Annotated in this window: 29 protein-coding genes and 1 riboswitch; of the genes, 18 read left to right on the top strand and 11 right to left on the bottom strand. The window is 69.3% G+C overall.

Annotated elements, in window-relative coordinates:
• The first annotated feature begins 156 nt into the window (after positions 1-156).
• The 4 genes from ACTWNK_RS35570 to ACTWNK_RS35555 all read left to right on the top strand — a co-directional run bounded on the left by ACTWNK_RS35570 (position 157) and on the right by ACTWNK_RS35555 (position 3065).
• On the top strand, positions 157-972 hold the full coding sequence (locus ACTWNK_RS35570; protein ID WP_474309303.1) for an AfsR/SARP family transcriptional regulator: 816 nt from the start codon (positions 157-159) through the stop codon (positions 970-972).
• 77 nt (positions 973-1049) lie between these two features.
• Positions 1050-1397, top strand: a complete 348-nt coding sequence (locus ACTWNK_RS35565) for a hypothetical protein (RefSeq protein WP_474309302.1) — start codon at positions 1050-1052, stop codon at positions 1395-1397.
• Positions 1398-1444: 47 nt separating this feature from the next.
• A complete protein-coding gene (locus tag ACTWNK_RS35560) occupies positions 1445-2098 on the top strand; it encodes a pentapeptide repeat-containing protein (RefSeq protein WP_474309301.1) in 654 nt (217 codons plus the stop codon).
• Between the two features lie 37 nt (positions 2099-2135).
• A complete protein-coding gene (locus tag ACTWNK_RS35555) occupies positions 2136-3065 on the top strand; it encodes a GNAT family N-acetyltransferase (RefSeq protein WP_474309300.1) in 930 nt (309 codons plus the stop codon).
• 10 nt (positions 3066-3075) lie between these two features.
• On the opposite strand, the gene ACTWNK_RS35550 is transcribed toward ACTWNK_RS35555, so the two are convergent.
• From ACTWNK_RS35550 to ACTWNK_RS35535, 4 genes are all read right to left on the bottom strand, one after another.
• Positions 3076-4065 carry an endonuclease/exonuclease/phosphatase family protein gene (locus ACTWNK_RS35550; RefSeq protein ID WP_474309299.1) on the bottom strand — a complete coding sequence of 330 codons (990 nt, stop codon included), beginning with the start codon at positions 4063-4065 and terminating at the stop codon, positions 3076-3078.
• Between the two features lie 117 nt (positions 4066-4182).
• Positions 4183-5631: an MFS transporter gene (locus ACTWNK_RS35545; RefSeq protein ID WP_474309298.1), complete on the bottom strand. Its 1449-nt coding sequence runs from the start codon at positions 5629-5631 to the stop codon at positions 4183-4185.
• Positions 5632-5685: 54 nt separating this feature from the next.
• Positions 5686-6258 carry a DUF421 domain-containing protein gene (locus ACTWNK_RS35540; protein ID WP_474309297.1) on the bottom strand — a complete coding sequence of 191 codons (573 nt, stop codon included), beginning with the start codon at positions 6256-6258 and terminating at the stop codon, positions 5686-5688.
• A 12-nt stretch (positions 6259-6270) separates the two neighbouring features.
• A complete protein-coding gene (locus tag ACTWNK_RS35535; protein ID WP_474309296.1) occupies positions 6271-7302 on the bottom strand; it encodes an ROK family protein in 1032 nt (343 codons plus the stop codon).
• A gap of 45 nt (positions 7303-7347) precedes the next feature.
• On the opposite strand from ACTWNK_RS35535, the gene ACTWNK_RS35530 reads away from it, so the two are divergent.
• Together ACTWNK_RS35530 and ACTWNK_RS35525 are read left to right on the top strand one after the other, a co-directional pair.
• Complete coding sequence (locus tag ACTWNK_RS35530; protein ID WP_474309295.1) at positions 7348-8517, top strand: MFS transporter; 1170 nt, start codon at positions 7348-7350, stop codon at positions 8515-8517.
• Between the two features lie 121 nt (positions 8518-8638).
• Complete coding sequence (locus tag ACTWNK_RS35525; protein ID WP_474309294.1) at positions 8639-9181, top strand: RNA 2'-phosphotransferase; 543 nt, start codon at positions 8639-8641, stop codon at positions 9179-9181.
• A gap of 32 nt (positions 9182-9213) precedes the next feature.
• Here ACTWNK_RS35525 and ACTWNK_RS35520 read toward each other — a convergent pair whose 3' ends face one another.
• Complete coding sequence (locus tag ACTWNK_RS35520) at positions 9214-9846, bottom strand: DUF1707 SHOCT-like domain-containing protein (RefSeq protein ID WP_474309293.1); 633 nt, start codon at positions 9844-9846, stop codon at positions 9214-9216.
• Between the two features lie 83 nt (positions 9847-9929).
• Between ACTWNK_RS35520 and ACTWNK_RS35515 the strand changes: the two genes are divergently transcribed.
• Together ACTWNK_RS35515 and ACTWNK_RS35510 are read left to right on the top strand one after the other, a co-directional pair.
• Positions 9930-10133: a DUF5302 domain-containing protein gene (locus ACTWNK_RS35515; RefSeq protein ID WP_474309292.1), complete on the top strand. Its 204-nt coding sequence runs from the start codon at positions 9930-9932 to the stop codon at positions 10131-10133.
• 207 nt (positions 10134-10340) lie between these two features.
• Positions 10341-10477, top strand: a riboswitch (cyclic di-AMP (ydaO/yuaA leader).
• A gap of 234 nt (positions 10478-10711) precedes the next feature.
• Positions 10712-11503, top strand: a complete 792-nt coding sequence (locus ACTWNK_RS35510) for a hypothetical protein (RefSeq protein WP_474309291.1) — start codon at positions 10712-10714, stop codon at positions 11501-11503.
• 180 nt (positions 11504-11683) lie between these two features.
• On the opposite strand, the gene ACTWNK_RS35505 is transcribed toward ACTWNK_RS35510, so the two are convergent.
• The 5 genes from ACTWNK_RS35505 to ACTWNK_RS35485 form a co-directional block, all read right to left on the bottom strand.
• On the bottom strand, positions 11684-12055 hold the full coding sequence (locus ACTWNK_RS35505) for a hypothetical protein (RefSeq protein WP_474309290.1): 372 nt from the start codon (positions 12053-12055) through the stop codon (positions 11684-11686).
• A 31-nt stretch (positions 12056-12086) separates the two neighbouring features.
• The gene (locus ACTWNK_RS35500) at positions 12087-12482 is read right to left on the bottom strand and encodes a roadblock/LC7 domain-containing protein (protein WP_474309289.1); all 396 of its coding nucleotides are present in this window, start codon (positions 12480-12482) and stop codon (positions 12087-12089) included.
• Positions 12483-12520: 38 nt separating this feature from the next.
• Positions 12521-13348, bottom strand: coding sequence for a hypothetical protein (locus ACTWNK_RS35495; protein ID WP_474309288.1), 828 nt, complete (start codon positions 13346-13348; stop codon positions 12521-12523).
• A 3-nt stretch (positions 13349-13351) separates the two neighbouring features.
• The gene (locus ACTWNK_RS35490) at positions 13352-13729 is read right to left on the bottom strand and encodes a roadblock/LC7 domain-containing protein (protein ID WP_474309287.1); all 378 of its coding nucleotides are present in this window, start codon (positions 13727-13729) and stop codon (positions 13352-13354) included.
• A gap of 165 nt (positions 13730-13894) precedes the next feature.
• Complete coding sequence (locus tag ACTWNK_RS35485) at positions 13895-15112, bottom strand: DUF4032 domain-containing protein (protein WP_474309286.1); 1218 nt, start codon at positions 15110-15112, stop codon at positions 13895-13897.
• Positions 15113-15148: 36 nt separating this feature from the next.
• Between ACTWNK_RS35485 and ACTWNK_RS35480 the strand changes: the two genes are divergently transcribed.
• Positions 15149-16717 carry a DUF885 domain-containing protein gene (locus ACTWNK_RS35480; protein ID WP_474309285.1) on the top strand — a complete coding sequence of 523 codons (1569 nt, stop codon included), beginning with the start codon at positions 15149-15151 and terminating at the stop codon, positions 16715-16717.
• 47 nt (positions 16718-16764) lie between these two features.
• The gene (locus ACTWNK_RS35475; RefSeq protein ID WP_474309284.1) at positions 16765-17418 is read left to right on the top strand and encodes a class II aldolase/adducin family protein; all 654 of its coding nucleotides are present in this window, start codon (positions 16765-16767) and stop codon (positions 17416-17418) included.
• A gap of 28 nt (positions 17419-17446) precedes the next feature.
• Here ACTWNK_RS35475 and ACTWNK_RS35470 read toward each other — a convergent pair whose 3' ends face one another.
• On the bottom strand, positions 17447-18037 hold the full coding sequence (locus ACTWNK_RS35470; protein ID WP_474309283.1) for a TetR/AcrR family transcriptional regulator: 591 nt from the start codon (positions 18035-18037) through the stop codon (positions 17447-17449).
• A gap of 81 nt (positions 18038-18118) precedes the next feature.
• Here ACTWNK_RS35470 and ACTWNK_RS35465 point away from each other — a divergent pair, with 81 nt between their 5' ends.
• The 8 genes from ACTWNK_RS35465 to ACTWNK_RS35430 all read left to right on the top strand — a co-directional run bounded on the left by ACTWNK_RS35465 (position 18119) and on the right by ACTWNK_RS35430 (position 26045).
• Positions 18119-19057 carry a carbohydrate kinase family protein gene (locus tag ACTWNK_RS35465; RefSeq protein ID WP_474309282.1) on the top strand — a complete coding sequence of 313 codons (939 nt, stop codon included), beginning with the start codon at positions 18119-18121 and terminating at the stop codon, positions 19055-19057.
• A complete protein-coding gene (locus ACTWNK_RS35460; protein ID WP_474309281.1) occupies positions 19054-20271 on the top strand; it encodes an aminotransferase class III-fold pyridoxal phosphate-dependent enzyme in 1218 nt (405 codons plus the stop codon). The genes ACTWNK_RS35465 and ACTWNK_RS35460 overlap by 4 nt, the downstream gene beginning before the upstream one ends.
• A 459-nt stretch (positions 20272-20730) precedes the next feature.
• Complete coding sequence (gene ngcE / locus ACTWNK_RS35455) at positions 20731-22173, top strand: N-acetylglucosamine/diacetylchitobiose ABC transporter substrate-binding protein (protein ID WP_474309280.1); 1443 nt, start codon at positions 20731-20733, stop codon at positions 22171-22173.
• Positions 22174-22177: 4 nt separating this feature from the next.
• Entirely contained in the window at positions 22178-23092 is a 915-nt protein-coding gene (locus tag ACTWNK_RS35450; RefSeq protein ID WP_474309279.1) for a carbohydrate ABC transporter permease, read from the top strand.
• Between the two features lies 1 nt (position 23093).
• Positions 23094-23990, top strand: coding sequence for a carbohydrate ABC transporter permease (locus tag ACTWNK_RS35445; RefSeq protein ID WP_474309278.1), 897 nt, complete (start codon positions 23094-23096; stop codon positions 23988-23990).
• 4 nt (positions 23991-23994) lie between these two features.
• The gene (locus tag ACTWNK_RS35440; RefSeq protein ID WP_474309277.1) at positions 23995-24270 is read left to right on the top strand and encodes a 4a-hydroxytetrahydrobiopterin dehydratase; all 276 of its coding nucleotides are present in this window, start codon (positions 23995-23997) and stop codon (positions 24268-24270) included.
• 55 nt (positions 24271-24325) lie between these two features.
• On the top strand, positions 24326-24886 hold the full coding sequence (locus ACTWNK_RS35435; RefSeq protein ID WP_474309276.1) for a superoxide dismutase family protein: 561 nt from the start codon (positions 24326-24328) through the stop codon (positions 24884-24886).
• Between the two features lie 58 nt (positions 24887-24944).
• The gene (locus tag ACTWNK_RS35430; RefSeq protein WP_474309275.1) at positions 24945-26045 is read left to right on the top strand and encodes an aminotransferase class V-fold PLP-dependent enzyme; all 1101 of its coding nucleotides are present in this window, start codon (positions 24945-24947) and stop codon (positions 26043-26045) included.
• Positions 26046-26094 lie beyond the last annotated feature (49 nt).

The following is a 26094-nucleotide window of genomic DNA, read 5'->3' as shown; positions in this document are numbered from 1 at the left end:
AAAGGATGATGACGGCCCACGTCAGCACCCCATGAGTGTCGGTTAGATGGGTTTCACTTTGGATTCTCCGTCGTTTCTCGATGATCGGCTGTTCTGCCCTCTGTTTTGGCTTTATCCTCCGACTCTCGGGTAACTCGGCTGCGCTGTGGAGGGACCATGCAGTTCGGAATTCTGGGTGCACTCGAAGTCATACAGGGCGAATGCCGCTTACCCCTGCGATCCGCCAAACAACGGGCCATTTTGGCCCTCCTGCTGTGCCGGCCGGGGCGGCTGGTGCACAGCAGTGTGCTCATCGACACCCTCTGGGGCTCCGACGCGGGCGACCTGGGCGCCAAACGATTACGGCTGCAACTGCACCGGCTGCGCAAGGCCCTCGGCACCACCGACATCATCGTGTACGAGCCGACCGGCTACTCCCTCGCCGTTCCCCCCGACTCCGTCGACGCCCGCCGCTTCGAACGCCTGGCGGGCGAAGGCAGGAAGGCACTGGCGGCCGGTCGCGTCGCCCAGGCCAGCGACCTGCTGCGCGCCGCACTCGCCCTGTGGCGCGGCCCCGCGCTGTCCGGCCTGGACAACGCGCCGATCCTGCACCAGGAGGCCACCAGGCTGAACGAGGAACGCCTGGCCGCCACCGGCGACTGCATCGAGGCCGACCTCAAGCTCAGACGGCATGCCGATCTCATCGGCGAGCTGTCGGTGCTGGTCAAGGAGCACCCCTTCCAGGAGAGGTTCCGGGGTCAGCTCATGCTCGCCCTCTACCGCGCCGGACGGCAGGCCGAGGCGCTCGAGGTCTACCGCGACGGGCGCTTCATCCTCACCCACGACCTCGGCCTGGAGCCCTCGGCCGAGCTGCGCAGGCTGGAGCAGGCCATCCTGACCAGCGACGCCTCGCTCAGCCAGGCCTGCACACCGCTGGCGAGCCGGTCGAAACGCGCGGGCAGGCGCTGCCGCACCAGTTGCCCGCACTGCTGAGGCGGGCCGGGCGTGGGCTCGCGGGCACTACGGTTAGGGCGGTTGCCGCAAACCGTGCGCGAGCCCGAGGGCGTGAGATGAGCTTCGAACTGGGTGCCTGGGTGGAGTCGGCGCCGATCACCGAGGACGAGGCGCTGCGCAAGTACCTGCACTGGCGTGCGGCCGAGGGCGAGCCGGGCGAGCCTGGGCCCGAGGTCTCGGCCTTCTACGAGGATCTGACGCTGATCCTGCCCGACCTCGACGACGAGCACGACTACCGCGACTCGCCGTGGGCGACGCCGCTGACCGTGGGGCCGGACTTCGTGCTGATGGACGCCGTCTTCCCCCGGGCGGGCGAGGTGTGCCGCGTGGTCATCGAGCTGGCGCACCTGCACCGCCTGGTGCTCTTCGACCCGCAGGCCGAGGTCGTGCTGAGACGGGCCTGAGCAGGCCGCCGCCGACTTGTCGTACCCGCGGGCTAGGGTGCCCGTCCATGAGCGAACGCAAGCACGGCGAGCAGGCGCCGGAGACGACCTCGACCGTGCGCGGCCAGGACTGGGAGTGCGAGGACGTCAGCGCCGAGCGCCACGAGCGCGTGCTGTTCGCCGACCTCGACCTGACCGAGGCCACCAGCCGGGGCGCCGTCTTCACCGAGTGCACCTTCCGCCAGGCCCGCTTCAACGCCTCCGTCCACACCGGCTCGGCCTTCGTCAACTGCACCTTCGTCAGGACGTCGTTCTTCGACGCCTCCTTCACCGAGTGCAAGCTGGTGGGCAGTATGTTCGACGGCTGCTCGTTCGACCTGATGAAGGTGAGCGGCGGCGACTGGTCGTTCACCGGGCTGCCGGGCGCCGACCTGCGCAACGCCTCCTTCGGCGGGGTGCGCATGCGTGAGGCCGACCTGACGCACGCGCGCTGCGCCGGGGCGAGCCTGCGCGAGGTCGACCTGGCCGGGGCCTGGCTGCACGGCGCCGACCTGCAAGGGGCCGACCTGCGGGGCAGCGAGCTTTCGGCCCTGGAGCCAGGCGCCGTGTCGTTGAAGGGCGCGATCATCGACCCCGGCCAGGCCGTGACGATCGCCCTGGCCCTTGGTCTCGACGTACGACCTGACGGAGGCCGTCCCGGCATCGTGGGATATGGACGATGATGAGCCTCCAGGTTTCCTGCTCCCCTCCGGAGGTTTGATGCTTTTCCGTTCCGCGGTCGAGGCCGATCTCGACCGTCTGCTCGCCTGCGTCGTCGACGAGCCCATCAGCTGGGCCAATCCCGACCGCATGCGAGCCAACCTGGCCGACGGCCAGTACCGCTTCGAGCGCATCTGGCTGGTCGAGGACGAGAACGGCACCCTGCTGGCCAGGGCCGTCTGGTGGGGCTTCGCCACCGACGACAGACCGCTGGCCCTCGACTGCGTCTGGGTGCACCCGTCGGTGCCCGACCGGGTCGAGCTGGCGGCCGAGCTCCTGACCGAGGCGCATCGGGCGTTCGGTGACGCCCCCGCCTACCACGTGTTCCTGCCGAACGGCTGGCGCGACAAGCCCGCGGTGACCGCCGGGCTCGGCTGGCGCGCCGATGCCGCACGCCGGGCCGGGCTCACGGCCGAGCTGGAGCGCCTGCGCTACGAGTGGACGAGCGAGATCGGCGTGCCGCAGGCGTCGGCGCGTCTGGAGTTCAGGGCCGATGACGACGACGAGGCGTTCGTCGAGGTCTTCCGCCGGGTGGCCGTGGGCACACTCGACCACGAGACCAGGCAGGAGCTGGCCAGGACCGACCCGGTCACCCAGGCCAGGGACGACGTCGAGCTCTACCGCACGATGAACGGCGAGCGCTCCTGGTGGCGTCTGGCCTTCACCCCCGAAGGCGAACTCGTCGGCGTCGCCCTGCCTTCGGCCAACGCCGCAGGTCCGGTTGTGGGCTATCTCGGTGTGGTGCCCGAGCACCGGGGCAAGGGCTACGTCGGCGATCTGCTCGACGAGATCACCCGCTCGCTCGCCTCGGGTGGCGCCCAGCGCATCGCCGCCGACACCGACACCACCAACGCCCCCATGGCCGCCGCCTTCGAACGCGCCGGTTACCGCAACTTCGCCGTACGCCTGGTCCTGTCGGCTCCCGCCTGAGCCTCGCGGGTCAGGGCAGGCGGAGGGCGGCGAAGACGGCGCGGTGGTCGGTGCCGGGGACGGTGCGCACCTGCACGGTGTCGACGGCGGCCCGGGAGTCGGCGAGGACGTGGTCGATGGTGATCATCGGTGGGACGACGCGCCCGGCGGGCCAGGTGGGCGTCAGGCCCTTGCCCACTTCGGCGGCGGCGTCGGCGTAGCCTCTGGCCAGCAGGTCGCGCAGGGCGCGGTGGTCGAGGCTGGCATTGAAGTCGCCCGCCAGCACCCTGAACACCTCCGGCGAGGCGGGCGGCAGCGCGGCGAGCGAGGCGTACCACTCGGCGGCCTTCCTGCCGAGCGGCGGGTTCGGATGCACGGCCACGATCTGCGCGCTCGTCCCGCCGGGCAGGGTGAGCGTGGCGGCGGGCATGTTGTGCCCGAGCGGTGTGAACAGCCCCTTCAGCTCGGCCAGCGGATGGGCGGCGAACAGCCCGCTGCCGGTCGCACCGGGTGCGTCCTGCAGCACCCGGTGCGGCATGAGCTCGTCCAGCCCGGCGGCGTCGAGCGCGGCGACCTGGTGCGGGCGCAGTTCGAGCGCGCTGAAGACGTCGGGCTTCAGCTCGCGCACCAGGTCGACGACCGCGTCCGGGTCGGCCTTGCCGAACAGGTTGAGCGTCAGGACCCGCAGCTGCGGCCCCTGCGCCGGCGGCTGGTCGGCGGGCAGCATCCTCGGTAGCACGTTCCAAACGAGCGCCGCGCAGACCACCCCGGCGGCCACGGCGGCATACCTGCGCCTGGTCAGCAGGGCCGTGCCGGCGACCAGGAGCGAGGCGGCGGCGGCGTGCGGGGTGAGCGTCATGATCTGGGTCGGCAGCGAGCCGCCCTCCAGCCCGAACACCCGGACCACCGCCATCGCCCCCAGTCCGGTCACCGGCGTCCAGATCAGCAAGGCCGGAACCCTGCGCCCGCGCGTGCCGCTCGCGCGAGCCGTGCGGCGTTCGGTCCTTGCTGTGACGCCCATGCGTTCCATCCGTCCCATCGGGTAAGCGCCGTGACCGGTGGACGGCGTCATGCTCGACCTTAGCCAGTCCGCGCAGGTCAGCGACTTAACGGGATGTGTGGATTCGGTGCAGACGGCCTACTTGCGTACGGCGGTGAGCGGTTCGGCGACGTCTTCGAGCGAGGCGCGCTCGGCCTTCACGCCGATCGCCGCCTCCACCACACCGGCGAAAATCATGATGCCCGCCGCGAACAGATACCCGTAGAACAGCCGGGTCGGATCGGGGTCGGCCTGGTCGCCGATGAGCGAGGCGAAGATCGTCGGCCCGAACGACCCCACGATCTGCCCGATCGCGAAGAACAGCGAGATCGCCCGCGCCCTGAGCTCGACCGGGAAGATCTCGCTCACCGTCAGATACGCCGAACTCGCCGCCGCCGACGCGATGAAGAAGATGATCGACCACAGGATCGTCTGCGTGAGCGCGGTCAGCACGCCGATGTTGAACAACCACCCGCTGAAGCCCAGCAGCACACCCGAGGTGATGTACGTCCCGGCGATCATCTGCTTGCGCCCGACCGTGTCGAACAGCGGCCCGAGCACCAGCGGCCCGAACAGGTTGCCGAGTGCGAAGGCGAAGATGTACTTCGGCGTGTCCTGCGCGCTGACCCCGTAGAAGTGCGTGAGCACGAGCGCGTACGTGAAGAAGATCGCGTTGTAGAGGAACGACTGGCAGATCATCAGCGTCGCGCCGAGGAAGGAGCGCTTGGGGTACTTCACGAACAGGGTGCGGGCCACCTCGGTCAACGGGATCGTCTTCTCCTCGTGGACCTCGATGACCTTGGTCTCGTCCACGGGAGGCACGGGTGTGCCCGACTCCTCGACGTCGCGCTCCATCTCGGCGACCGCGGCCTCGGCCTCTTTCGGCCTGCCGTGGGTGAGCAGCCAGCGCGGGCTCTCGGGGATGTGCTTGCGCAGATGCCAGATCGACAGGCCGATGACCGGCCCGACGAGGAAGCTGATGCGCCAGCCGATCTCGGGCGGCAGCAGGTCGGGATTGAGCAGCACGTAGGTGGCCAGCGTGCCGAGGATGGCGCCCAGCCAGTAGGTGCCGTTGACGGCCAGGTCGGTACGGCCCCGGTAGCGTGCCGGGATCATCTCGTCGATCGCCGAGTTGATCGCCGCGTACTCGCCGCCGATGCCCATGCCCGCGAAGAACCTGAAGACCAGGAAGATCGGGAAGTTGAAGGCGAGCGCGGTCAGCGCGTTGGCGATCAGATAGAGCGCCAGGGTGAAGATGAAGAGCTTGCGCCTGCCCATGCGGTCGGACAGATGCCCGAAGAACAGTGCGCCGACGACCGAGCCGATGAGATAGACGGTCGAGGAGAACCCGACCTCGGTCGAGGTCAGCCCGAGCGCGTCGTCGCCCTGCAGCACACTGGCCAGCGAGCTGACGATGGTGATCTCAAGACCGTCGAGCACCCAGGCGATGCCGAGTGCGACGACCATCCTGGTGTGGAAGCGCGACCACGGCAGTCTGTCGATGCGCGCCGGCACCAGACTGCGCACGGTGCCGCTCTTTTCGGACACGAGGCCTCCCTGTCGAGCTGAGGGGAGGCGTCTACCCTCGCAGATCGACGGGTATCAGGTCCGGTTGCCGAGCAGGGTGTCGAGGCGTTGTTCGATGGCGGTGAGCTGCAGGCGCAGGGCCGCGATGTCGGCCTTGTTGGCGCTCTGCTCGTCGTCGCGCAGCCGTACCAGGACGGCTCCGCTGGGTTCGAGGGTGACCAGGCGGGCGTCGGCGATGCCGTCGCCGCCCTGGTGCTGCACGGCCACGTCGACGTCGCTCCTGCGCAGGGACAGCTTGCGCAGTGCGGGCGTGTCGTAGTCGCCGTCCTTGGCCAGCACGGTCGGCGTGCCCTCCATCAGGCGGGCCAGGCGCGGCGAGGAGGCGACCAGCCGTACCCACAGTGCGTTGATCGCGATGAGGACGGCCGCGCCTTCGAGGCCGCCGGTCAGGGAGTTGTCGGGGCCGATGATGGCGTTCTGCACGACATTGCCGAGCAGGAACGTCACCACCAGGTCGAAGGTGTTGAACTGGGCGAGCCCGCGCTTGCCCGCGAGCCTGAGCAGGATCACCATCGCGGCGTAGACGGCGACCGTCCTGATCGTCTTGTCCGCCAGGGAGACGCCGCTCACCATCAACTCATCCCACATCAGTCCATGAGATCACGCCTGGCGCTGGCCGGGGCCGAAGAACTCGTCGTGGGCGAGTGCCAGCGCGGTGCGCACGGCGCCGCAGAGGATCGGGTTGCCCTCGACGGCGGTGGTGCGGACGCGGGTGGGCACGGGGGACAGGCGGCCGAGCTCGCGTTCGACGCCTTCGGCGAGCGCCTCGCCCCCGGTCCTGGCCAGCCCGCCCGCGAGCACGACGAGGCCGGGATCGAGCACGGCGACCAGCGTGTAGGCCACCCTGGCGACGTAGGAGGCGAGCGCGTCCGGCGCCATCGAGCGCGCCGCGGGTCCGAGGTAGTCGCAGATCGCCATGTCCTCGATGTCGAGCAGGCCGATCTCGCCCGCGCCGCCGGAGGCGCCCCTGCGCAGCCTGCCGTCCAGGACGACGGCCGAGCCGACGCCGTCGTCGAGCCACAGCAGGGCGAAGTCGTCCTCGCCCTGTGCGGCGCCGAGGCGGTGCTCGGCCATGGCGGCGAGGTTGACCTCGTTCTCCAGCACGACCTGGGCGCCGGTGCGCTCGCGCAGCGCCGCCAGCAGGTCCGGCCGCCACCCGGGCACCAGCGTCTCGGTGAACAGCTCGCCGCTGCGCGGGTCGACCAGGCCGGGGTAGCCGACCGCGATGGCGTAGGGCGCGTGCGGGCCCGAGGCTTGGGCGACGGCCTCGGCGACGACACCGGTCAGGTCGGCGCCCGGCGCGGCGGACGCGGTGCCCAGCATGTCGCCGTTGAGGTCGACGACCTCGACGTCCACCCGGTCACGGCGTACGTCGACCCCCGCCACGTGCGCCCTGCCCGCGACGATGGCGTAGGTCTTGGCGTTGGGCCCGCGCCGCTCCCCGCCGCTCTCGCCCGCGACCTGGATCAGCCCTTCGCGCTGCAACCGTTCGATGAGGTCGGAGACGGTCGGCCTGGACAGCCCGGTCAGCGCCCTGAGCTGCGGCGCGGTGAGCGCGCCCCGCTCCAGGAGCAGGTCGAGCGCGAGCCTGTCGTTGATCGCCCGAGCCATCGACGGAGTGGCGGTTTTCAAAGCCCCTCTTTTCATCAGGAAGCCTGCCTGTTAATTTCTATCAACATGACGATCCAACGAGCAAGAGTGTCGATCGCCGGTGTGTTCGCCGTGCACGGAGCCGTTTCCGGCAGCCTCGCCACCCGTGTCCCATGGTTGCAGGATCAGCTGGACCTCAGTCCAGGTGTGCTCGGTCTGGCGTTGCTCTGCCCGTCGATCGGCGCCTTCATCGCGATGCCGATGGCCGGGCGGCTGGCCCACCGCCTCGGCGGCAAGCCCGCGACCCGGTTGCTCATCGCCCTGTGGTGCCTGGCGCTCGCCCTGCCCATGCTGGCGCCCAGCCTGCCCGCCCTGTGCGTGGCCTTCTTCCTGTACGGCTGCGCCGCCGGGATGTCGGACGTGGTGATGAACGCCCAGGGCGTGACGGTCGAACAGCGATACGGCCGCCCGATCATGTCCAGCCTGCACGGCATGTGGAGCGTGGGCAGCCTGACGGGCGCCGGGATCGGCGTGCTGGCCGCATCGGCGGGCGTCGACGCCAGGGTGCATCTCGCCGTGATGTCGGCCGTGCTGCTCCTGGTGAGCCTGTACATCGGGCGCACCCTCCTGGTGACCGTGCCGCAGCCGGGCGAGAAGGCGCCCCCGCGTTTCGCCCTTCCCTCGCGGGCGATCCTGTTCATCGGCTTGGTCGGCTTCTGTGCCACGTTCGCCGAGGGGTCGGCCAACAACTGGGCCGCGGTCTACGTCAAGGACGTGGCGGGCGGCGGCCCCGGTGTCGCGGCGGCCTGCTACGCCATCTTCGCCCTGGCCATGGCCGTCACCAGGCTCGGCGGCGACGCCATCGTGGGCAGGCTCGGCCCGGTCGCGACCGTCAGGGTCGCCGGGCTCGTCTCCTCGGCGGGCGGACTCGTCGTGGTGCTCGGCCGGGAGCCGGTCCTGGTGACGGCCGGGTTCGCCCTGTTCGGCTTCGGCGTCGCGGTCATCGTGCCGCTGGTCTTCGGCGCGGCCGGGAACGCCGCGGCCACACCGAGCCAGGGCGTGGCGGGAGTCGCCACGATCACCTACGTGTCCGGCCTGGTCGCACCCGCCGCGACCGGCTGGATCGCAAGCCTGACCTCGCTGCCCTTCGCGTTCGGCGTCATCGTGGCGGTCACTCTGGCGATGGCGGCCCTTGCGGGCGCGCTGCGGCCTGCGAGGATCAGGGAAGATGACCGGGTCGTCGCAGCGGCGCACTGAGGTCATCGCAGACGCCTGTACGGCCGCCGTTTCGTCGGGGTTTCGGCGGTCGTACAGGTCATCCGGGCGGGCGCGACTATCCGCTGGCCGCCGTGCCGCCGCCGGCCGTATCGTGCCGGACGTGGACGACAGGCGGATGGTGAAGATTTCCAAGTACCTCTCCAGGCACCTGCGCCACCAGCCTGGGCGCATCGGGATCGAGCTCGACCCGCAGGGCTGGGTGCCGGTCGAGGAGTTGCTCGCCGCGGCGGGCGCACACGGATTCGCGATCAGCAGGGACGAACTGGAGCAGGTCGTCGAGCTCAACGACAAACGCCGCTACGTGCTCGAGGACGGGCGGATCAGGGCGAGCCAGGGGCACACGGTCGAGGTGGACCTCGACCTCCCGGTGGCGACGCCTCCCGCATGGCTCTTCCACGGCACCGTGCACAGGCATCTGCCCGCGATCACCGAGCAGGGCCTGCTGCCGATGCGACGGCTGCACGTGCACCTGTCGCCGGACAGGGAGACCGCGCGGCGGGTCGGCGCCCGCAAGGGGCCGCCCGTGGTGCTGAGCGTACGGGCGGGCGCCATGCACGCCGAAGGGCACGAGTTCAGGCTGAGCGCCAACGGCGTCTGGCTGGCCGCGCACGTGCCGCCGCAGTTCCTGACGCTCCCGGAGTGAGCTCCAAGGGGGGTAGGTGCCGCCCGGCTGGTTCAGGTGTCGTCGTCGGTGTTCTGCTTGATGGCCTTGGCCCGCTTCAGGGGCTTGCGCCTGACGTCGACGCCGCCCCAGAAGGCCAGGCCGGTGACGGTGATGCGGGGAGCGTTCTCGATGCCGGGCCCGTCGGCCTTGGTGTCGAAGCCGCCCATGATGCCCAGTCCGGTCGTGCGGACGTCGGCGTCCTCGGGGGCGATCACACTGACGCCGCCCATGACGGCGATCGCGTAGATCGTCACATCGCGCTCGGCGAACACCGCCTCGCGCAGGTCGACGGTCCCGCCGCCCCAGACGGCGACGGCGGTGAAGCCCCTGCCCACCCGCCAGCGGCCCCTGCGCCTGAACCCGCCCATGAAGCCGAGCGCCCACCTGCTCACCCTGGAGCCCTCGGGATGCGGATCGAACCTGCGCGCCGACCGCTCGACCGCTGTGACGGCGGGCAGGTCGCGGGTGAGTGGTTCGAGATCGGCGTAGGTCTTGGCGGTGTAGACGGAGTCGAGTCGTTCCTGGAACTCCACCATCGCCAGACGCCCCTCTCCGGCCGCGTGGCGGAGGACGGCCGCCGCCTGATCGCGGTCTTGGTCGGAAATGCGCATCTCGCGGTGATCGCGGTCGGGAAGGGGGGCCATGACTGGATCGTAGCCGCCCCGGTTTCGCGGCGCGGTCCGCCGGTGTGCGAAGCTTTGTGCGTCCCCAAGACCAGGAGGTCCTCATGGCTGAAGTCCCAGCTGAACCAGACGCTACCGAGGGTCCCGAGGACGAGCTGAAGCGCAAGTTCCGCGAGGCGTTGGCACGCAAGCAGGCGCAGCAGGCCGACTCGGGGGCCGGCGGTAAGGGCAAGGATCCGTCGAAGATCCACGGGGTGCACAGCAGGGCGGGCGGCAAGCGCTCCTTCCGCCGCAAGAGCGGCGGCTGAACGGCGGCAACACAGGAGGGTACGGCAAGTCCGTGCCCTCCTTTTTCATGTCCGGGATCATGCTTTGGCCGCGATCTCCATGACCATTCCAGGGCGATAAAGGTAGATCTTTACACCATTTCATGGGTTTGCTTTTGCTTTTCCGCCAAATGCCCCATACAGTCCTAAGCGTTATCAGCTGGTGACCTGGACCTTCGTAAGGAAGGCAGCCGGCTGACGCCGAGTCCCGCGAGAGCGGGAGCCGGGGACCCATGTCCCTTGGGGTGAGTCCGACCTGCGGGTCGGTAGGGCATCTCCACGCCCGAACCCGTCAGCTAACCCGGTAGGCGCGATGGAGAGGACTTTCCCCTGTGAACGAGCTCGCCGCGACCCCCCGCGTCGCTTCCCCAGCGTACGATCGCCCAGCTTCCGCCGCCTTGTAGGCCGGCGTTCCCTGAACTTTCTCGCACCATCCCCCGCGCTCGTCGCGATGCGTAGCGTCCGTTAGGCCTTTGCCCGGCTACGCCATTCTTTGATCGCTTTTTCGACGATCATTCGCGAGCGCCTGCCCTGTCGCCGTACGAAGGATTTCGTTTTTCATGAACGCCCGTTTTGGCATGCGCGTTTCCGCCGTTCTCGCTGGTTCCCTGATCGCCGCCTCCGTGGTCGCAGGCGCTGGATCCACGGCTCACGCCGACACAGACACCGACAAGAAGGTGCTGCTCAAGGGCAACACCACCGCGTCCTACTTCTGGGACGACTCCTCCGGCCGCGCCGGTGACACCGGTCTGCCCGCCAGCGGCAAGCCGATGCAGAAGGGTCTGGCCGCCAGCCCCAGCTGGCCCCTGATGACCGAGGGCTATGTCGTCTACAAGGGCAAGAAGGCGCCGTTCTTCGTCGGCGACCGCGGTCCGGGCACCCCCTCCAACCGGGGCATCATGCTCGACCTCGACGCCAAGACCTTCGCCCAGCTCACCGGCGGCTCCTTCAACAGCCGCACGCTCGGCGTCGACGGCGTCGGCGGCCAGGGCCACATCAAGGTCCAGTACGTCATCACGAAGTGGGGCTCGGGCAAGGGCAAGAAGAACCACCCGGTCTCCTTCTCCTCCGGCGCCTACAAGCGTCACGACGCCAACCCGGCCAAGCCGCCGGTCGTCGCCGAGGCCAAGGCCGAGGTCGAGAAGAAGAGCGAGCCCGCCGAGAAGCAGGCGGCGGCGGCTCCCGCCGCGGAGAAGACGCAGAAGCTGGACGCCACCGCGGCCGCGATGAAGACCGACACCGCCGACGACAGCCACAACGGCACGGCCCTGGTGCTCGTCGGCGGCTTGGCACTGCTGGGCGGCGGACTGTTCCTCGGCCGCGACCGCATCCGCCGCTTCGTCCGAGGCTAGACGCCCTGCCGTCGGCTCGCCGGGCCCGCACTCGTCGTACACGGTGAGCAGAACGCGCTCGTGCGGATCGACGGGGGCCGGGCGACCGCTGCGGCGTTGCCCGGCGGGCAGATCCCGCTCCCGTGGCACGGCCCGTGCCCGCCGCGCCGCCGGGAGCGGGCCGTGCCACGAAGGCGCGGGTCAGATCTCCAGCTTCTCCTCGATGGCCCGCAGCTGGTGGCGGGCCATCGCCAGGTTCGCCCGGCCCCGGTCCAGGGCCAGGTAGAGGAACAGGCCCTTGCCGCCCCTGCCGGTGATCGGGCGGATGAGGTGGTACTGCGAGCCGAGCGTGATGAGGATGTCCTCGATGGACTCCTTGATACCGAGGGAGTCCATCGTGCGCATCTTGGCCTTGACGACCTCGGTGTTCCCGGCGGCGGCGATCTGCAGGTCGAGATCCTTCGAGCCGCCGAGCGCGCCGAGCGCCATGCCGCTGCTGTAGTCGACGACGACCGAACCGACCGCACCGTCGATCGTCATCATCTCCTTGAGCGAGACGTCGATGCTGGCCATGAGTGCCTCCAGATGAGGGTTGGGATGGGTGTTACGGGGTGACGGACGGACCACTTGGCGTCCGCGATGCGATGACGGCGAGCCTGTCCGCCGACTTGCGGCCCTCCAGTCGCAGCAGCCCGAGATTGGCGCCGGGCTCGGCCAGGACCGTGAGGACGAGAGTGGGGCCCGCCGCGTAGAAGACGGCGAAGCCGGCCGTACCTGAGATGAGCGTCTCTTCGAGTGCGCCCTTCTCGGCCAGCGTGGTCATACGGCGGCTGAGGGCGAGCAGCGCGGAGGAGAGCGCGGCGGTCTGCTCGGCGGCCTCGCCGATCCTGTCGCAGGCGACGGTCAGCCCGTCGACCGTGCACACGACACTGCCGCTGACGTCGGGGGTGTGCTCACGCAGCCTGCGCATCTCCCTGAGCACGTCTTCGCGTAGCTCCACTGGGGGTCTCCTCGCGTTGCGCTTGAGTGAGGGGAACCTCACGACAACTCCTCCAGGGCCTTCTTCAGCCGGAGCAGCATGGTCATATCGGTCGGCTCCGCCGTGGGTACCGGCGGCAGCTCGGGCCGTTGGTCGGGCCCCGCGGCCTCACGCCTGGGCAGCGAGCCCCGCGTCGCCTGCGCCTGCACCGTCTGGCCCTGCACGGCCTGCGCGGGCGCGGGCGGCGGCGACTGCAGCAGCCCGGCCGCCCCCAGCTGCCGTACGGCGAGCAGCATCGAGTACGCCGGACGCCCGAGCCGCTTGGCCAGGTCCATCGGGCTGGAGGCGCGGTCGGCGTGGACCAGGACCTCCCATTGCAGATCCGTGAGCACCACCCGATCGCCGGGCAGTCTCGGGACCGGCACCACGGGGACGGTGTCGAGTTCGGCAGAGGACCAGACCTGTGCCAACTGTGCTCTCCTTCGTGCGCACTCCCGGATCAGTCCGGGAACCTCGAAGTACCACTGGGCGCCGAGCCAGTGCCGCTCACCCGGCCTGAACTTCGGCCTGGGGGCGCCTTTGACCGGCAGGAGGAAGAACGCGGCGTCGAGAACGGCGCCGAGCACGCAGTACTGCAACTCGCCGAGGGTGAGCACACCTTCGGCGACGAGCTGGTCGCCACCGCCCTCGCGTTGCGCCCGGCGCAGCGCCGTGCCCGACACCCGGCCGTTGGCCAGCAGGATGTCCTCGACCTTCGGCGTCTGGGCACTGTCGATATAGGTGACCTTGCCGCCGGTGAGATAGATCGTGCCCGCTCTGCCGATCTTGAGCGAGCCCGTGGCCCGTTCGGCGGCTATGCCTTTGAGTAGCGTCTCCAGGGGTGGCATGGCTCACGTCGTCAACCGGCAGGAGATGGCTTGGAGCCGGTGTCGTGCCAGGGCGAGGTTGGAGCGGTCGAGGTCGAGACGCAGATAGATGACCAGCGGTCCGTCGAAGACCGTTTCCAGAGGTTTGAGCAGGTGGAGGCCCTGATCGGTGGTGACGATCATGTCCTCGATCCGGACCGTTCCACCTGGTGAGGACTGGGCCAGCCCGTCCATCGTGGCGCGGAGCGTCTCGCTCAGCGCCACCGCCGATCGTTCGGGGTCGAACCCCTGTTCGCCGCCACCGTAGGCCACGGCCATCCCGCTGGTGTGATCGACCACGATCGCGTCCAGCGCACCCGGGATGGCCATGACCTCGGTGAGGCAGTCGTCCAGTCCGAGCACGTGGCCTCCCTCGCCGAAGTCCCAACCGGGGAAAGCGTAGGAGTTTGCGCTTCCCGGACTATCGGTGTGGATGGAGAGGTTTGCTACTGAGTGGAAGGAACTAGCACCTGTATAGAAAAGTCCCAGTCTTTTATAAGAATATTCGCATTTAGGGTGACAGTCGGGTTAACCCTCAGTGTCGGCCGCCTCAACGGGAAGAAGAGCCTTCTCGTCAGGCTTGTAAATGAGAATATTTGTCACGTATGACTGCACAGCGGCACGCAACCCCACGTCGCCCCCCTTTTCCTCCGACAGGTACCAGCGGTGATCGAGGACCTCGTGGAAGAGCTGGGCGGGCTCCAGCTTGCGCCGCATGTCGGTGGGGATCTCCTCTATCGTCGGCTGGAAGATCTCGGCCAGCCACCGGTGCGCCACGATGGCCTCGTCCTCGTGCCGCAGCCCCTTGGCCACCCGGTAGCCGTCGAGGTCGTTGAGCAGCCGCCTGGCCTGGTTCTCCTCCACGTCGAGACCGGTCAGGCGCAGCAGCCTGCGCTGGTGGTGGCCGGCGTCGACCACCTTGGGCCTGACGATCAACCGGCCGGTGCCGACCTTGCGGCGCACCATCATCTCGGCGACGTCGAAGCCGAGCAGGTTCAGCCGCCTGATGCGGTGCTCGACCTTGTGCCAGTCGACCTCTTCGATGATCTCGTCCTGGGTGATCTCGCTCCACAGCCGGTGGTAGCGCGCGGCGATCTCGTCGGAGGTGTCGACGGGGTCGATCGACGGGTGCAGCAGGCCGCCCGCCTCCAGGTCGAACATCTCGCCCGCGATGTTGGTGTGCGCGACCTCGATGTCGTGCAGCCGCTGGCCCTCACTGATCATCGGGTGCAGCTCGCCGGTCTCGGCGTCGACCAGATAGGCGGCGAACGCGCCCGCGTCCCTGCGGAACAGCGTGTTGGACAGCGAGCAGTCGCCCCAGTAGAAGCCGTTGAGGTGCAGCCGCACCAGCAGCACGGCCAGCGCGTCCAGCAGCCTGGTCAGCGTGTCCGGCCGCAGCGTGCCCGACATCACCGCGCGGTAGGGCAGCGAGAACTGCAGATGCCTGGTGATCAGCGCCGAGTCCAGCCCCTCGTCACGCCCGGTCACATAGGCGACGGGCTCCACCGACGGCGCGTCCAGCCTGGCCAGGTCCCACAGCAGCTTGTACTCGCGCTTGGCGTACCTCTCGCTGATCTCCTTGATCGCATAGACCTTGCCGGAGAGCCTGGCGAAACGCACGACGTGCCGGGAGATGCCGCGGGGCAGGTCGACCAGGTGGTGGTTGGGCCACTGCTCAAGCGGGACGTCCCAGGGCAGCCGGATCAGGTCGGGATCGCCGAGCGCGCCGGTGATCTGGAGAGGCACTGGGATGCTCCTTATGTCGGGATAAAGTCCATTCTCGTGGACGAGTTTCTCACCTGGTACTTCACCGAGCACCCCGTCACCGCCAGCCTCATGGGCGCCGACGGCCACGACCGTACGCTGGGCGACTTCAGCGCCTCGGCCTTCCTCGACAGGGAGCGGGCCGCGCAGGGCTGGATCGAACGGCTCTCAGCCCTGCCCGTCGCCACCCTGGACGACGCCGTCGACCGCGATCTGGTCCTGTCGCAGCTCAGGGGCGCATCGGCGCTCGCGACCTGGCCGAGCTGGCGGCGCGACCCGGCGGCGTACCTGTCGCCGATCTTCTCCTCGCTGTTCACGCCGTTCCAGCAACGGCTCAAGCCGGAGGCCGAGCTCGTCTCCGCGGCCGTCGACAGGCTCGCCGAGGTGCCCGCCGTACTGGCCGCGTGCCGGGCCAATCTGGACGCCGACCTGGCCGCGCCGTTGCTGGTCGAACGTGGTCTCGGGCAGGCGCGCATCGGCAGGCGCTTCCTGACCGAGACCATTCCCGCGCAGGTGGAGGATCCCGTCCTGCGCGCCAGGCTGGCCGAGGCAGCGCAGCCCGCCGCCCGTGCCTTCGACGACTTCGCCGCCTTCCTCGAAGGCTTCGTGTGCGGCGGCAGCTGGCGGATGGGGGAGCGGCTCTACTCCACACTGCTGCGCGAGCGCGAGCTGCTCGGGTACGGCGCGGCCGAGCTGCACGAGAAGGGCAAGGCCGCCTGGGCCGAGCTCGACACGCGCATGCGCGAGGTGGCCAAGCTGGTCGGCGGCTCCGACGACTGGCGCGCGGCGATGGAGGTCCTCATGGACGACCATCCGCCCACCCTTGAGGCGATGCGCGCCGAGTACGAGGCCGAGACCGAGCGCGCCCGCGCCTTCGTCCGTGAGCGCGGCCTGGTCACCTTCCCGGAGGGGGAGGAGTGCCTGGTGCTGCCGTCGGCGGAGTACCAGCGGCCGATCCTGGCCGTGGCGCACTACCTCGCGCCGCCGCCGCTCACCGCCTCGCGTACCGGCGTCTTCTACGTGCCCTACACGCCCGACTCCTTCACACCCGAGCAGGTACGCCAGCGGCTGCGCACCAACTCGCGTGCCCAGATGCCCTCGATCGCCGTGCACGAGGCCTATCCCGGCCACCACTGGCACCTGTCGTACCTGGCGGGCAGCTCGCGGACCGTGCGCAAGGTGTTCCGCACGCCGTACTTCACCGAGGGGTGGGCGTTGTACGTGGAGAAGCTGCTGCTGGAGCAGGGGTACTTCGACACGCCCGCCACCGAGCTCGCGCATCTGGACTGCCGGATCTTCAGGGCGGCCCGCATGGTCGTCGACACCGCGCTGCACTGCGACGACATGTCGGTGGCCGAGGCCGAGCAGTTCATGTCGACCAAGGCGTCGTTGTCGCCTGGCACGGCGCAGGGCGAGGTCAGCAGGTACTGCGCCTGGCCGACCCAGGCGCCCTCGTACCTGACCGGGGCCATCGAGATCGAGCGCATCAGGGACGCCTATCCGGGCGATCTGCGCTCCTTCCACGACACGATCGCCGGGTCCGGCGGGCTGCCGCTCGGGCTGGCCGAGCAGGTCGCCCTGGCCTGAGCGGCCGGTGCTGGCTCTATTTCGGACGACCGACTACATTGCGCAGCATGAGGATGGCTGAGCCGAGAGAGCAGATCTGCGCCTACGGCCGCAAGGCGGTCGAGCTCGGCCTGGTGATCGGGAGCTCGGGCAATCTGAGCGTCCGCGACGGCGACCTCGTCGCGGTCACCCCCTCGGGCGTGCCGCTCGACCGGCTCACGCCCGACCTGATCCCCGTGGTCGACATCGAGGGATACCTGGTCGAGGGCGAGTCGCCGCCCTCGTCCGAGACGCCCATGCACCTGGCGATCTACGCCTCCACCGACGCCAGGGCCGTGGTGCACACCCACTCGGTCTTCGGCGCCGTCGTCGCGACCACCCGCGAGGTGCTGCCGCCGATCCACTACAACGCCCTGCTGCTCGGCGGTGCGATCCGGGTCGCCGCCTACGCCACGTACGGCACGCCCGAGCTGGCCGCGCACGTGCGGGAGGCGCTCAGCGGACGGCAGGCCGCCCTGCTGGCCAACCACGGCGGCGTCACGATCGGCGCCGACCTGGAACGCGCCTTCGAGGCGACCAGACTGCTGGAATGGCTGTGCGAGGTGTACGTCAGGGCGAGTGCGATCGGCGAACCGGCCGTACTGACCGACGAACAACTCACCGCCGTGGTGGAACGGGCGTTCACGGCTCCCACGTTTCCCCGGAGGGCGCCGGGGGGCTGAGTGTGTGGCGCCGTCGCACGTCAGGTCGTCAGGTCGTCAGCGCGTCCAGGGTCGACAGCAGCAGGCGTTCCAGGTCGACTCTGGTCAGGCGTTCCGGGTAGAGGAGCAGGTGCAGGCTGAGGCCGTCGACGAGGGCCAGCAGGCGGGTGGTGACGTCGTCCAGGTTCTCCCGCGTCGTGAGTTCGCCCGCGCTCGCGGCCTGGCCGAGCAGGACGCGTACGGCGGTGCGCAGTTCGGCGGCCTCGGAGCGCTGGACCTCGGCCAGGCGTTCGACGGCGAGGCTGCGGCTCCAGAAGCTGATCTCCAGCCTGGTCTCCTGGGTGCGTTCGGAGTCGAGCGGCAGGTTGTCCAGCAGCAGTTCGCGCAGGGCGGCCAGCCCGGAGACGCCGTGCACCCTCGCGGCGATGCGCTCCCTGATACGGCGGTGCGACTGGCCGAGCGCCGACAGCAGGATGTCGTCCTTGTCGGCGAAGTAGTGGGCCAGGACGCCGTTGGAGTACCCGGCCTCCTTGGCGATCGCCCGGGTGGTGGCCGCGTCGATGCCGTCGCGCACGATCACCCGCCGGGCCGCGGCCAGGACCTCGCGGCGGCGCTCGTCGTGATCGACGATCTTCGGCATTCGGGACCCCTTCGCTCGGTCGTCTCCCGTCGCATCCAAGCATATTGACTTTTTATTCGGACGTCTGTCTACTAAGCGACTATGACCGTTGTCACGCTAGGCGTTCACATCGTGGACATCCTGACCAGGCCCGTCGTGTCGATCCCCGAGGGACAGGACACGGTGCTGGTCGACCAGATCAGGCTCACCGCCGCGGGCTCGGCGGCGGGCACGGCCGTCGACCTGGTCAGGCTCGGCAACGAGGTGCGCTCGGCCGGAGCGGTGGGCGACGACGAGCTCGGCGACTTCCTGCTGGCCGTGATGAGCGCACGCGGCGTCGACGTCGGCCAGATCGTGCGCAGGAAGGGCGAGCAGACCGCCGCCTCGATCCTGCCGATCAGGCCGGACGGCGGCAGGCCCAGCTTCCACGTGCCCGGCGCGAACCTCTCGCTCGCCTTCGCCGACCTCGACCCCGCCCTCCTGCGTACGGCGTCGGCCGTGCATCTGGGCGGGATGGACGTCACGTTCGGACTCGGCGACCCGGCGTTCTTCGCCCTGCTCGACGAGGTCCGCGCGGCGGGAGTCGTCGTGACCATGGACCTGCTCTCGGAGATGGGCGACCTGCTGGGCCTGGCCAAGGCGTTCCTGCCGCACGTCGACTACGTGCTGCCCAACGACGCCCAGGCGATGCTCATGACCGGCGCCGCGGACGCCGAATCGGCCGCGGCGGCGCTGCTCGCCGAGGGGCCGAAGGGCGTGCTGGTCACACTCGGCGCCGAAGGCAGCCTGGTGGCCACGGCCGAAGGTGTGACCCGGCTGCCCGCGATCGAGGTCGAGGTCAGCGACACCACCGGCTGCGGCGACGCCTACTGCGCCGGTTTCATCACCGGACTGCTCAACGGCGAGGACGTCGTGACGGCCGCCCGCTGGGGCACGGCCGCCGCCGCCAAGGTCGCCACCGGGCTCGGCTCGGACGCCGGGCTCGTCGACCTGGCCGACACCCTGGCCCTGCTCCGAACCTCGAAAGGCACCTCGCGATGACCGACGCCGACCTGCGCGCCCGCGCCCTGAAGGTGGTGCCCGGCGGAATGTACGGGCACCTCAACGCCGCCATCTTCGCCCCCGGCTATCCGCAGTTCTTCGCCAGGGGCGAGGGCTGCAGGCAGTGGGACGTCGACGGCAACGAGTACGTCGACCTCATGTGCAGCTGGGGCCCGGTCGTGCTCGGCCACCGCCATCCCCGTGTCGAGGAGGCGGCGGCCAGGCAGCTGGCGCTGGGCGACACGCTCAACGGCCCCGGCCCGGTCATGGTGGAGCTGGCCGAACTCCTGGTCGACACGGTGCCGAGCGCCGACTGGGCGATGTTCTCCAAGAACGGCACCGACGCCACCACCCAGGCGCTCATGGTGGCCCGCGCGGCGACCGGCAGGCACAAGGTGCTGATGGCGCACGGCGCCTACCACGGCGCCGATCCCTGGTGCACGCCGAGCCTGGCGGGCACGACGCCGAACGAGCGCGCCGACCTGGTGGAGTTCGCCTACAACTCGGCGGCCGACCTGGAGGCGAAGGCGGCCGAGCACGAGGGCCAGATCGCGGCGATCATCGTCACCCCGTTCAAGCACGACTCGTTCGAGGACCAGGAGCTCGCCGAGCCCGCCTTCGCCAGGAGCGCCAGGGCGCTGGCCGACCGGATCGGCGCCGCACTGGTCATCGACGACGTGCGGGCGGGCTTCCGCATCGACCTGCGCGGCTCCTGGGAGCCCTACGGCGTGCGGCCCGACCTGACCGCGTGGTCCAAGGCCATGGCCAACGGCTATGCGATCGCCGCCGTCACCGGGGTCGACGCGTTGCGCGGCGCTGCCCAGTCGTTGTACTCGACCGGCTCGTTCTGGTTCTCGGCCGTGGCCATGGCCGCAGCGAAGGCGACCATCGAGACACTGCGCGATGAAAACGGCATAGCGACCATGGAAGCGGCGGGCTCCCAGCTGCGCGACGGGCTTTACCGTCAGGCCAAGGCTCATGGATTTACCGTGAATCAGACGGGACCTGTGACAATTCCCTGGCTCAGCTTCGAGTCAGACGTCACACTGGAGCAAGCACTTTTCTGGAGTGACGCGGCCCTTCGGCATGGCGTTTATCTCCACCCTTGGCACAATTGGTTCCTGTCGGCAGCGCACTCCGAGGCCGACATCGCTCGTGCTCTCGAAGGCACAGATCGCGCCTTCGCCGAAACGCGAGCACATTTCGGGGCCTGATTCTCTTCCGGTACGGCAGGCACGGGGTCGCGCAGGCCGTACCGGAAGACCCCTGGGGACGGGGGGCCGAGTGACTCAAGCCACTAGAACGCCGCTCGGAGTGACGACTCCTCCGGAAACGGGATGAACCGGTCGCGGAGCCGCCAGGACGGCCGGGGCTCGGGCGGGCCCGGGCGCACCCTTGCCGTCGTGGGGGCGTATCGACGATGCTGTCGGTCTCAGGGCCCTCCCGGACACGCTCGGCATACTTGACGATCATGGTGTTCCGCTCGCGGGGCGCCGCCCTTTTCCAGAACAATGTTCTAGGTAGGTGGGGTGCGCGGCGCTCCCCGGATCACGTTGTGACCCTTCAAGGTCACGGGTCTGTTGCAGGCCCTTGACGCGACTCTTGGAACGTCCGTACTTTCGGGCAAACGTTTAGGAAACTTTCCTAATTGATCCTTTAACCAGGAGCCCCGCATGTCCCACCCCGGAGAGATCACTCGGCGGCAGTTGCTGCGCCGGATCGGAATGACCGCGCTCGTCGCCGGCCCCGGCGCGGGGCTGCTGAGCGCCTGCGCGACCGGCAGCACCGCCAAGCCGTCCGCCGCCCCCACCACTGCCGCCGCCGCTGCCACCTCGGCGGCCAACCCCTTCGGCGTCGACGCCAAGCTGCCGCTCAATGTCGTCATCTTCTCCGGCGGATTCGGCGACGCCTACGCCAAGGAGGGCCACGAGGCTCTGTACTCCAAGGCGTACGCCGGTGTGACGATCAAGCACGAGGCCACCCAGAAGATCGGCACGCAGCTCCGCCCGCGTTTCGTCAGCGGCGACGTGCCCGACGTGGTCAACAACTCCGGCCCCGAGGCGCTCGACCTGGTCGCGCTGGCCGAAGAGGGCCACCTGATGGACCTGACCGCCCTCTACGACGCGCCGTCGATCGACGACCCGTCCAAGAAGGTCAGGGACACCATCACGCCCGCCGTGCTGACCAACGGCCTCATCGCCGACAAGCCGCTCGTGCTCAACTACAACGTCTCGCACCGAGGCCTCTGGTACGACGCCAAGTTCTTCGAGTCCAAGGGCTGGACGCTTCCCAAGACCTGGGACGAGTTCAAGGCCCTGGGCGAGAAGGCCAAGGCCGAGGGCATCACGCTGTTCGCCTACCCCGGTCAGGTCGGCCCGTTCTACCAGACGTGGAACATCTGTTACACCGCCGCCAAGATCGGTGGCAACCAGGTCCTGCTCGACATCGACAACCTGGTCGACAACGCCTGGAACAACGACGCGGTGAAGGCCTCGGTCTCGGCCTGGGTCGAGATCCAGAAGCTGTACGGCGACAAGGCCTACTTCGGCCTCGACCACACCCAGACCCAGGTCAAGCACCTGCAGCACAAGGTGCTGTTCTACCCGACCGGCTCCTGGCTCGAGAACGAGATGGCCAAGGACAAGCCCGAGGGCTTCGAGTACGCCCTCGCGCCGGTCCCGAGCGTCACCGCCATGGACAAGATGCCGTACGAGGCCATCATGGTCGGCGTCGGCGAGAACTTCTTCGTCTCGGCCAAGGGCAAGAACCCGCAGGGCGGCCTGGAGTACATGCGCGTCATGCTCTCCAAGGCCGGTGCGCGCGACTTCACCGACCGCACCAAGAACCTCACCGTCGTCGACGGCGCCGCCGACGGCCTCGACCTGCCCCCGGGTGTCAAGAGCGCCGCCGCCGTCCAGACCGCCGCCGGGCAGAACATCATCACCGACGCGCGCTTCGAGGGCTGGTACAAGGAGCTCTTCGACTACGCCAGCACCCAGGTCAACGCCGTGATGGCCGGTCGCATCGACGTCGACAAGTTCTGTGCGAACATGCAGAAGAAGGCCGACGAGATCAAGGCCGACACCTCCATCACCAAGCAGACGCGGAGCGTCTAGCACGATGGAGCGGTTGCGCAGGTATGGCTTCATCACCGGCTTTCTCCTCGTGCCGGTGGCTCTCTACGTCGTCTTCGTGATCAGCCCGTACGTACAGGCGTTCCAGATCTCGCTGACGAACTGGAAGGGCATCGCCAGGTCGCCGGAATACATTGGTTTTGAGAACTTCGTCAAGTTGTGGGATGACGAAATCTTCTGGCAGGCGATACGCAATCACGCCATCGTCCTGATCACGCTGCCGCTCCTGACCATCGCGCTCGCGCTGTTCTTCGCCTTCCTGCTGAACGTGGGCGGCGGACAGCGCGGGGGCGTGATGACGGGCGTCTGGGGCTCGAAGTTCTACAAGGTCGTCTTCTTCCTGCCCCAGGTGCTGGCCGTCGCGATCATCGGCGTGCTGTTCAAGGCGGTGTACCGGCCCGACGCCCAGGGTGTGCTCAACGGCATCCTCGACAAGGTCGGCATCGAGCCGGTCGGCTGGATGACCGAGCCGAACCTGGCGCTGTGGTCGCTGATCGCGGTCATGGTCTGGCAGGCCGTCGGCTTCTACGTGGTGCTGTTCTCCGCCGGTATGGCGGCCATCCCCAAGGACGTCTTCGAGGCGGCCTCGCTGGACGGCGCCGGGCGTTTCCGGCTGTTCTTCAGCATCACGCTGCCGCTGATCTGGGACACCATCCAGGTCGGCTGGGTCTACCTGGGCATCGCGGCCTTCGACTGCTTCGCGCTCGTCGCGGTGCTGACCATGGAGCAGGGCGGGCCCCAGGGCGCCACCGCCGTGCTGCCCGTCGAGATCTGGAAGGCGGCCTTCAGCTACTCCAAGTTCGGCTACGCCTCGGCGATGGGTGTCGCGCTGTTCTTCATGACCATCACGTTCGCGATCATCACCCTGCGCGCAGGGCGTCGCGAGAAAATCGAGCTCTGACATGGCACTCACCGACGCACGCAAGCTCAAGGTGGTCGAGTCCGCGTCGCCCGCTCCGCAGCCGGTCAAGCGCCCGAACGTGCTGGGCGGCCTGGCGCACGTGGCGCTGTTCATCTGGGCGGCGCTCATCATCCTGCCGCTGATCTGGACGCTGCTGGCCTCGTTCAAGAACAACACCGAGATCTTCGGCGACCCGCTGGCCTTCCCCGCCGAACTGCGCCTGGACAACTGGGCCAGGGCCTGGGACAAGGCCAATGTCGGCAGGTACATGCTCAACACCGTCATCGTGGTGTTCTTCGGGACGCTCGGCACGATGTTGTTCGGGTCGATGGCGGCCTATGTGCTGTCGCGCTACAAGTTCGTGGGCAACAGGGTGATCTACTTCCTGTTCGTCTCGGGCATGGCCTTCCCGGTGTTCCTCGCGCTGGTGCCGCTGTTCTTCGTGGTCGACCAGCTCGGCCTGCTGAACTCGCACTTCGGGCTGGTGCTGGTCTACATCGCCTACTCGCTGCCGTTCACGGTGTTCTTCCTGTCGGCGTTCTTCAAGACGCTGCCGACCGCGGTCGCCGAGGCGGCCATGATCGACGGCGCCTCGCACACCAGGACGTTCTTCCAGGTCATGCTGCCCATGGCCAAGCCGGGTCTGGTCAGCATCACGATCTTCAATGTGCTCGGTCAGTGGAATCAGTACCTGCTTCCCCTCGTGCTGCTCGGGGGCGCGAAGGACAAGTGGGTCATCACCCAGGGCATCGCCGACATCTCGACGATCGCCGGGTACGAGGCGGACTGGCCTGCCCTGTTCGCCGCCCTCAGCATGGCCATCATCCCGGTCGTGCTGATCTATGTCGTCTTCCAGCGCCAGATCCAGTCCGGCCTGGGTGCGGGAGCCCTAAAGTGAACCCATGGACGTGGAACGCAAGCTGAAGGACCTGCCGCACTGGACGCGCGAGGGCGAGGAGATCCGGCGCACGATCACCGCGCCGGACTTCCCCGCCGCGATCCGCGTCGTCGACGAGATCGCGGTGGCCGCCGAAGAGCTCAACCACCACCCGGACATCGACATCCGCTGGCGCACGCTCACCCTCGCCCTGACCACGCACGACGCCGGAGGCCTGACCGATCTGGACTTCCGGCTGGCCGCCGTCATCGACGGCATCGCCGCAAAACACGGGGCGTAGTCGCACGGCTACTCATTAGAGTGGTCGGGTCGGCCACCGCTCTTGGAGATGCCCCGTGCGTGTGCTCACCCCTCTGCTCGTGCTGCCCGTCCTTCTGACCCAGGCGGGCTGTGCGAGCACCCCGCAGCCCCCGTCCGGCCACGACGTGGCCGTTGCGCCCCCGGCGATCGTCCTCACCGGCGGCGGCCCCTTCACCGCCAAGGGCCCTGAGGCCATCGCCTACGACCCCGCGCTCGTGCCGTCCGGCGCGCGGGCCGACGTCACCGTCGAGTCGTCCGGATCGACCACGGTCTCGTCGCTCTCGGTCGAGGGCCTGACCCCCTCCCGCGTGTACGGCGTGCACCTGCACAGCCGGGCGTGCGGCGCCGACCCCGACGACGCGGGCCCGCACTACCAGCACATGCCCTCCCACGTGGACCCGTCGAGCGAGGTCTGGCTCGACCTGACCACCGACGCCAAGGGCTCGGGCACGGCCAGGGCCCGCCATCCGTGGACGTTCGAGGGCGGCAGGGTGCCCGGCGCCCTGGTCATCCACGCCCTGGCGACCAAGACGACGGGCGCCGACGCCGGCATGGCGGGCGCGCGGGTGGGCTGCGTCACGCTGAAGGGCGGCTGACGGCCCTCCAGCGGCCCCCGGCGGCCTTCCCGGGCCGGGGGAGGGCTAGCGTGAGGCGGTGGCCTTTCCCGACGCCCTCGGGCTGTTCTCGCTCGATCCCGGGCTGATCCATCTCAACAACGGCTCGTTCGGCGCGGTGCCCGTGAGCGTGCGGCTGGCGCAGGACGGGATGCGGGCGGAGATCGAGCGTGCGCCCGAGCGCTGGCTGGACACGCTGCCCGAACGGCTCGCCGCGGCCAGGGCCGAGGTGTCGGCCTTCCTCAACGCACCCGACCTGGCGCTCCTCGCCAATGTGACCGAGGGCGTTGCGGTGGCGCTGGGCACGGCGCCGCTGGGGGAGGGCGAGGAGATCCTCTACACCGACCAGGCCTACGGCGCGGTGGAGCTGGCCGTGCTCAGGACGGCCAAGGAGCGCGGGGCGAGCGTGGTGCGCGTGCCGGTGACCGGGCGCGAGCCGATGGAGGCGATCGTCGGCGCGCTGACCCCGCGTACCCGGGTGGCCGTGTTCGACCACGTCACCTCGGGGACCGCGCGCCTGATGCCGGTCGCGGCGCTGGTGGCGGAGCTGGCGGCCAGGGACGTCGTCACGCTCGTCGACGCGGCGCACGCGCCCGGCATGCTGCCGGTGGACGTGGCGGCGATCGGCGCCGACTTCTGGGTGGCGAACCTGCACAAGTGGGCGTTCGCACCGCGTCCCGCCGGGGTGCTGGCCGTCGCCGAGCGCTGGCGCGGCCGGGTGCGCCCGCCGATCGTGTCGTGGGCGCCGGACTTCCCGCTGTCGGTGGAGTTCCAGGGCACCCGCGACTACAGCAACCTGCTGACCGCGCCCGAAGGCCTGGCCTTCCTGTGCGGCCTCGGCGCCTCCCGCGTGCGCGAGCACAACGAGAAGCTCGTCGCCTACGGCCAGAACGTGGTCGCCGCCGCCCTGGGCGTCGACCCCCAGGGCGGCGACCCCGGCCTGTCCATGCGCCTGGTACGGCTGCCGCCGACCACGGCGAGCGAGCCGGAACTGGTGGCGGCCCTGCTCGGCGAGGGCATCCAGGCGAAGATCGGCCCCGGTGGGCTGTTGCGCCTGTCGGCCCAGATCTACAACACCGAGTCCGACTACGACAGGCTCGCCGAGGTCCTGCCGCGCGTGCTGGCGGCGCGGGGCGGGTAGCGCCCTCCCGATGCCTGCCGTACGGGAGGGCGCCGGTCCGCGGCGGCCG

Source organism: Nonomuraea sp. IBHARD001, from assembly GCF_056106265.1.
Note: the sequence above shows the minus strand (reverse complement) of the source record. Positions and strands in the feature narration are given on the sequence as shown.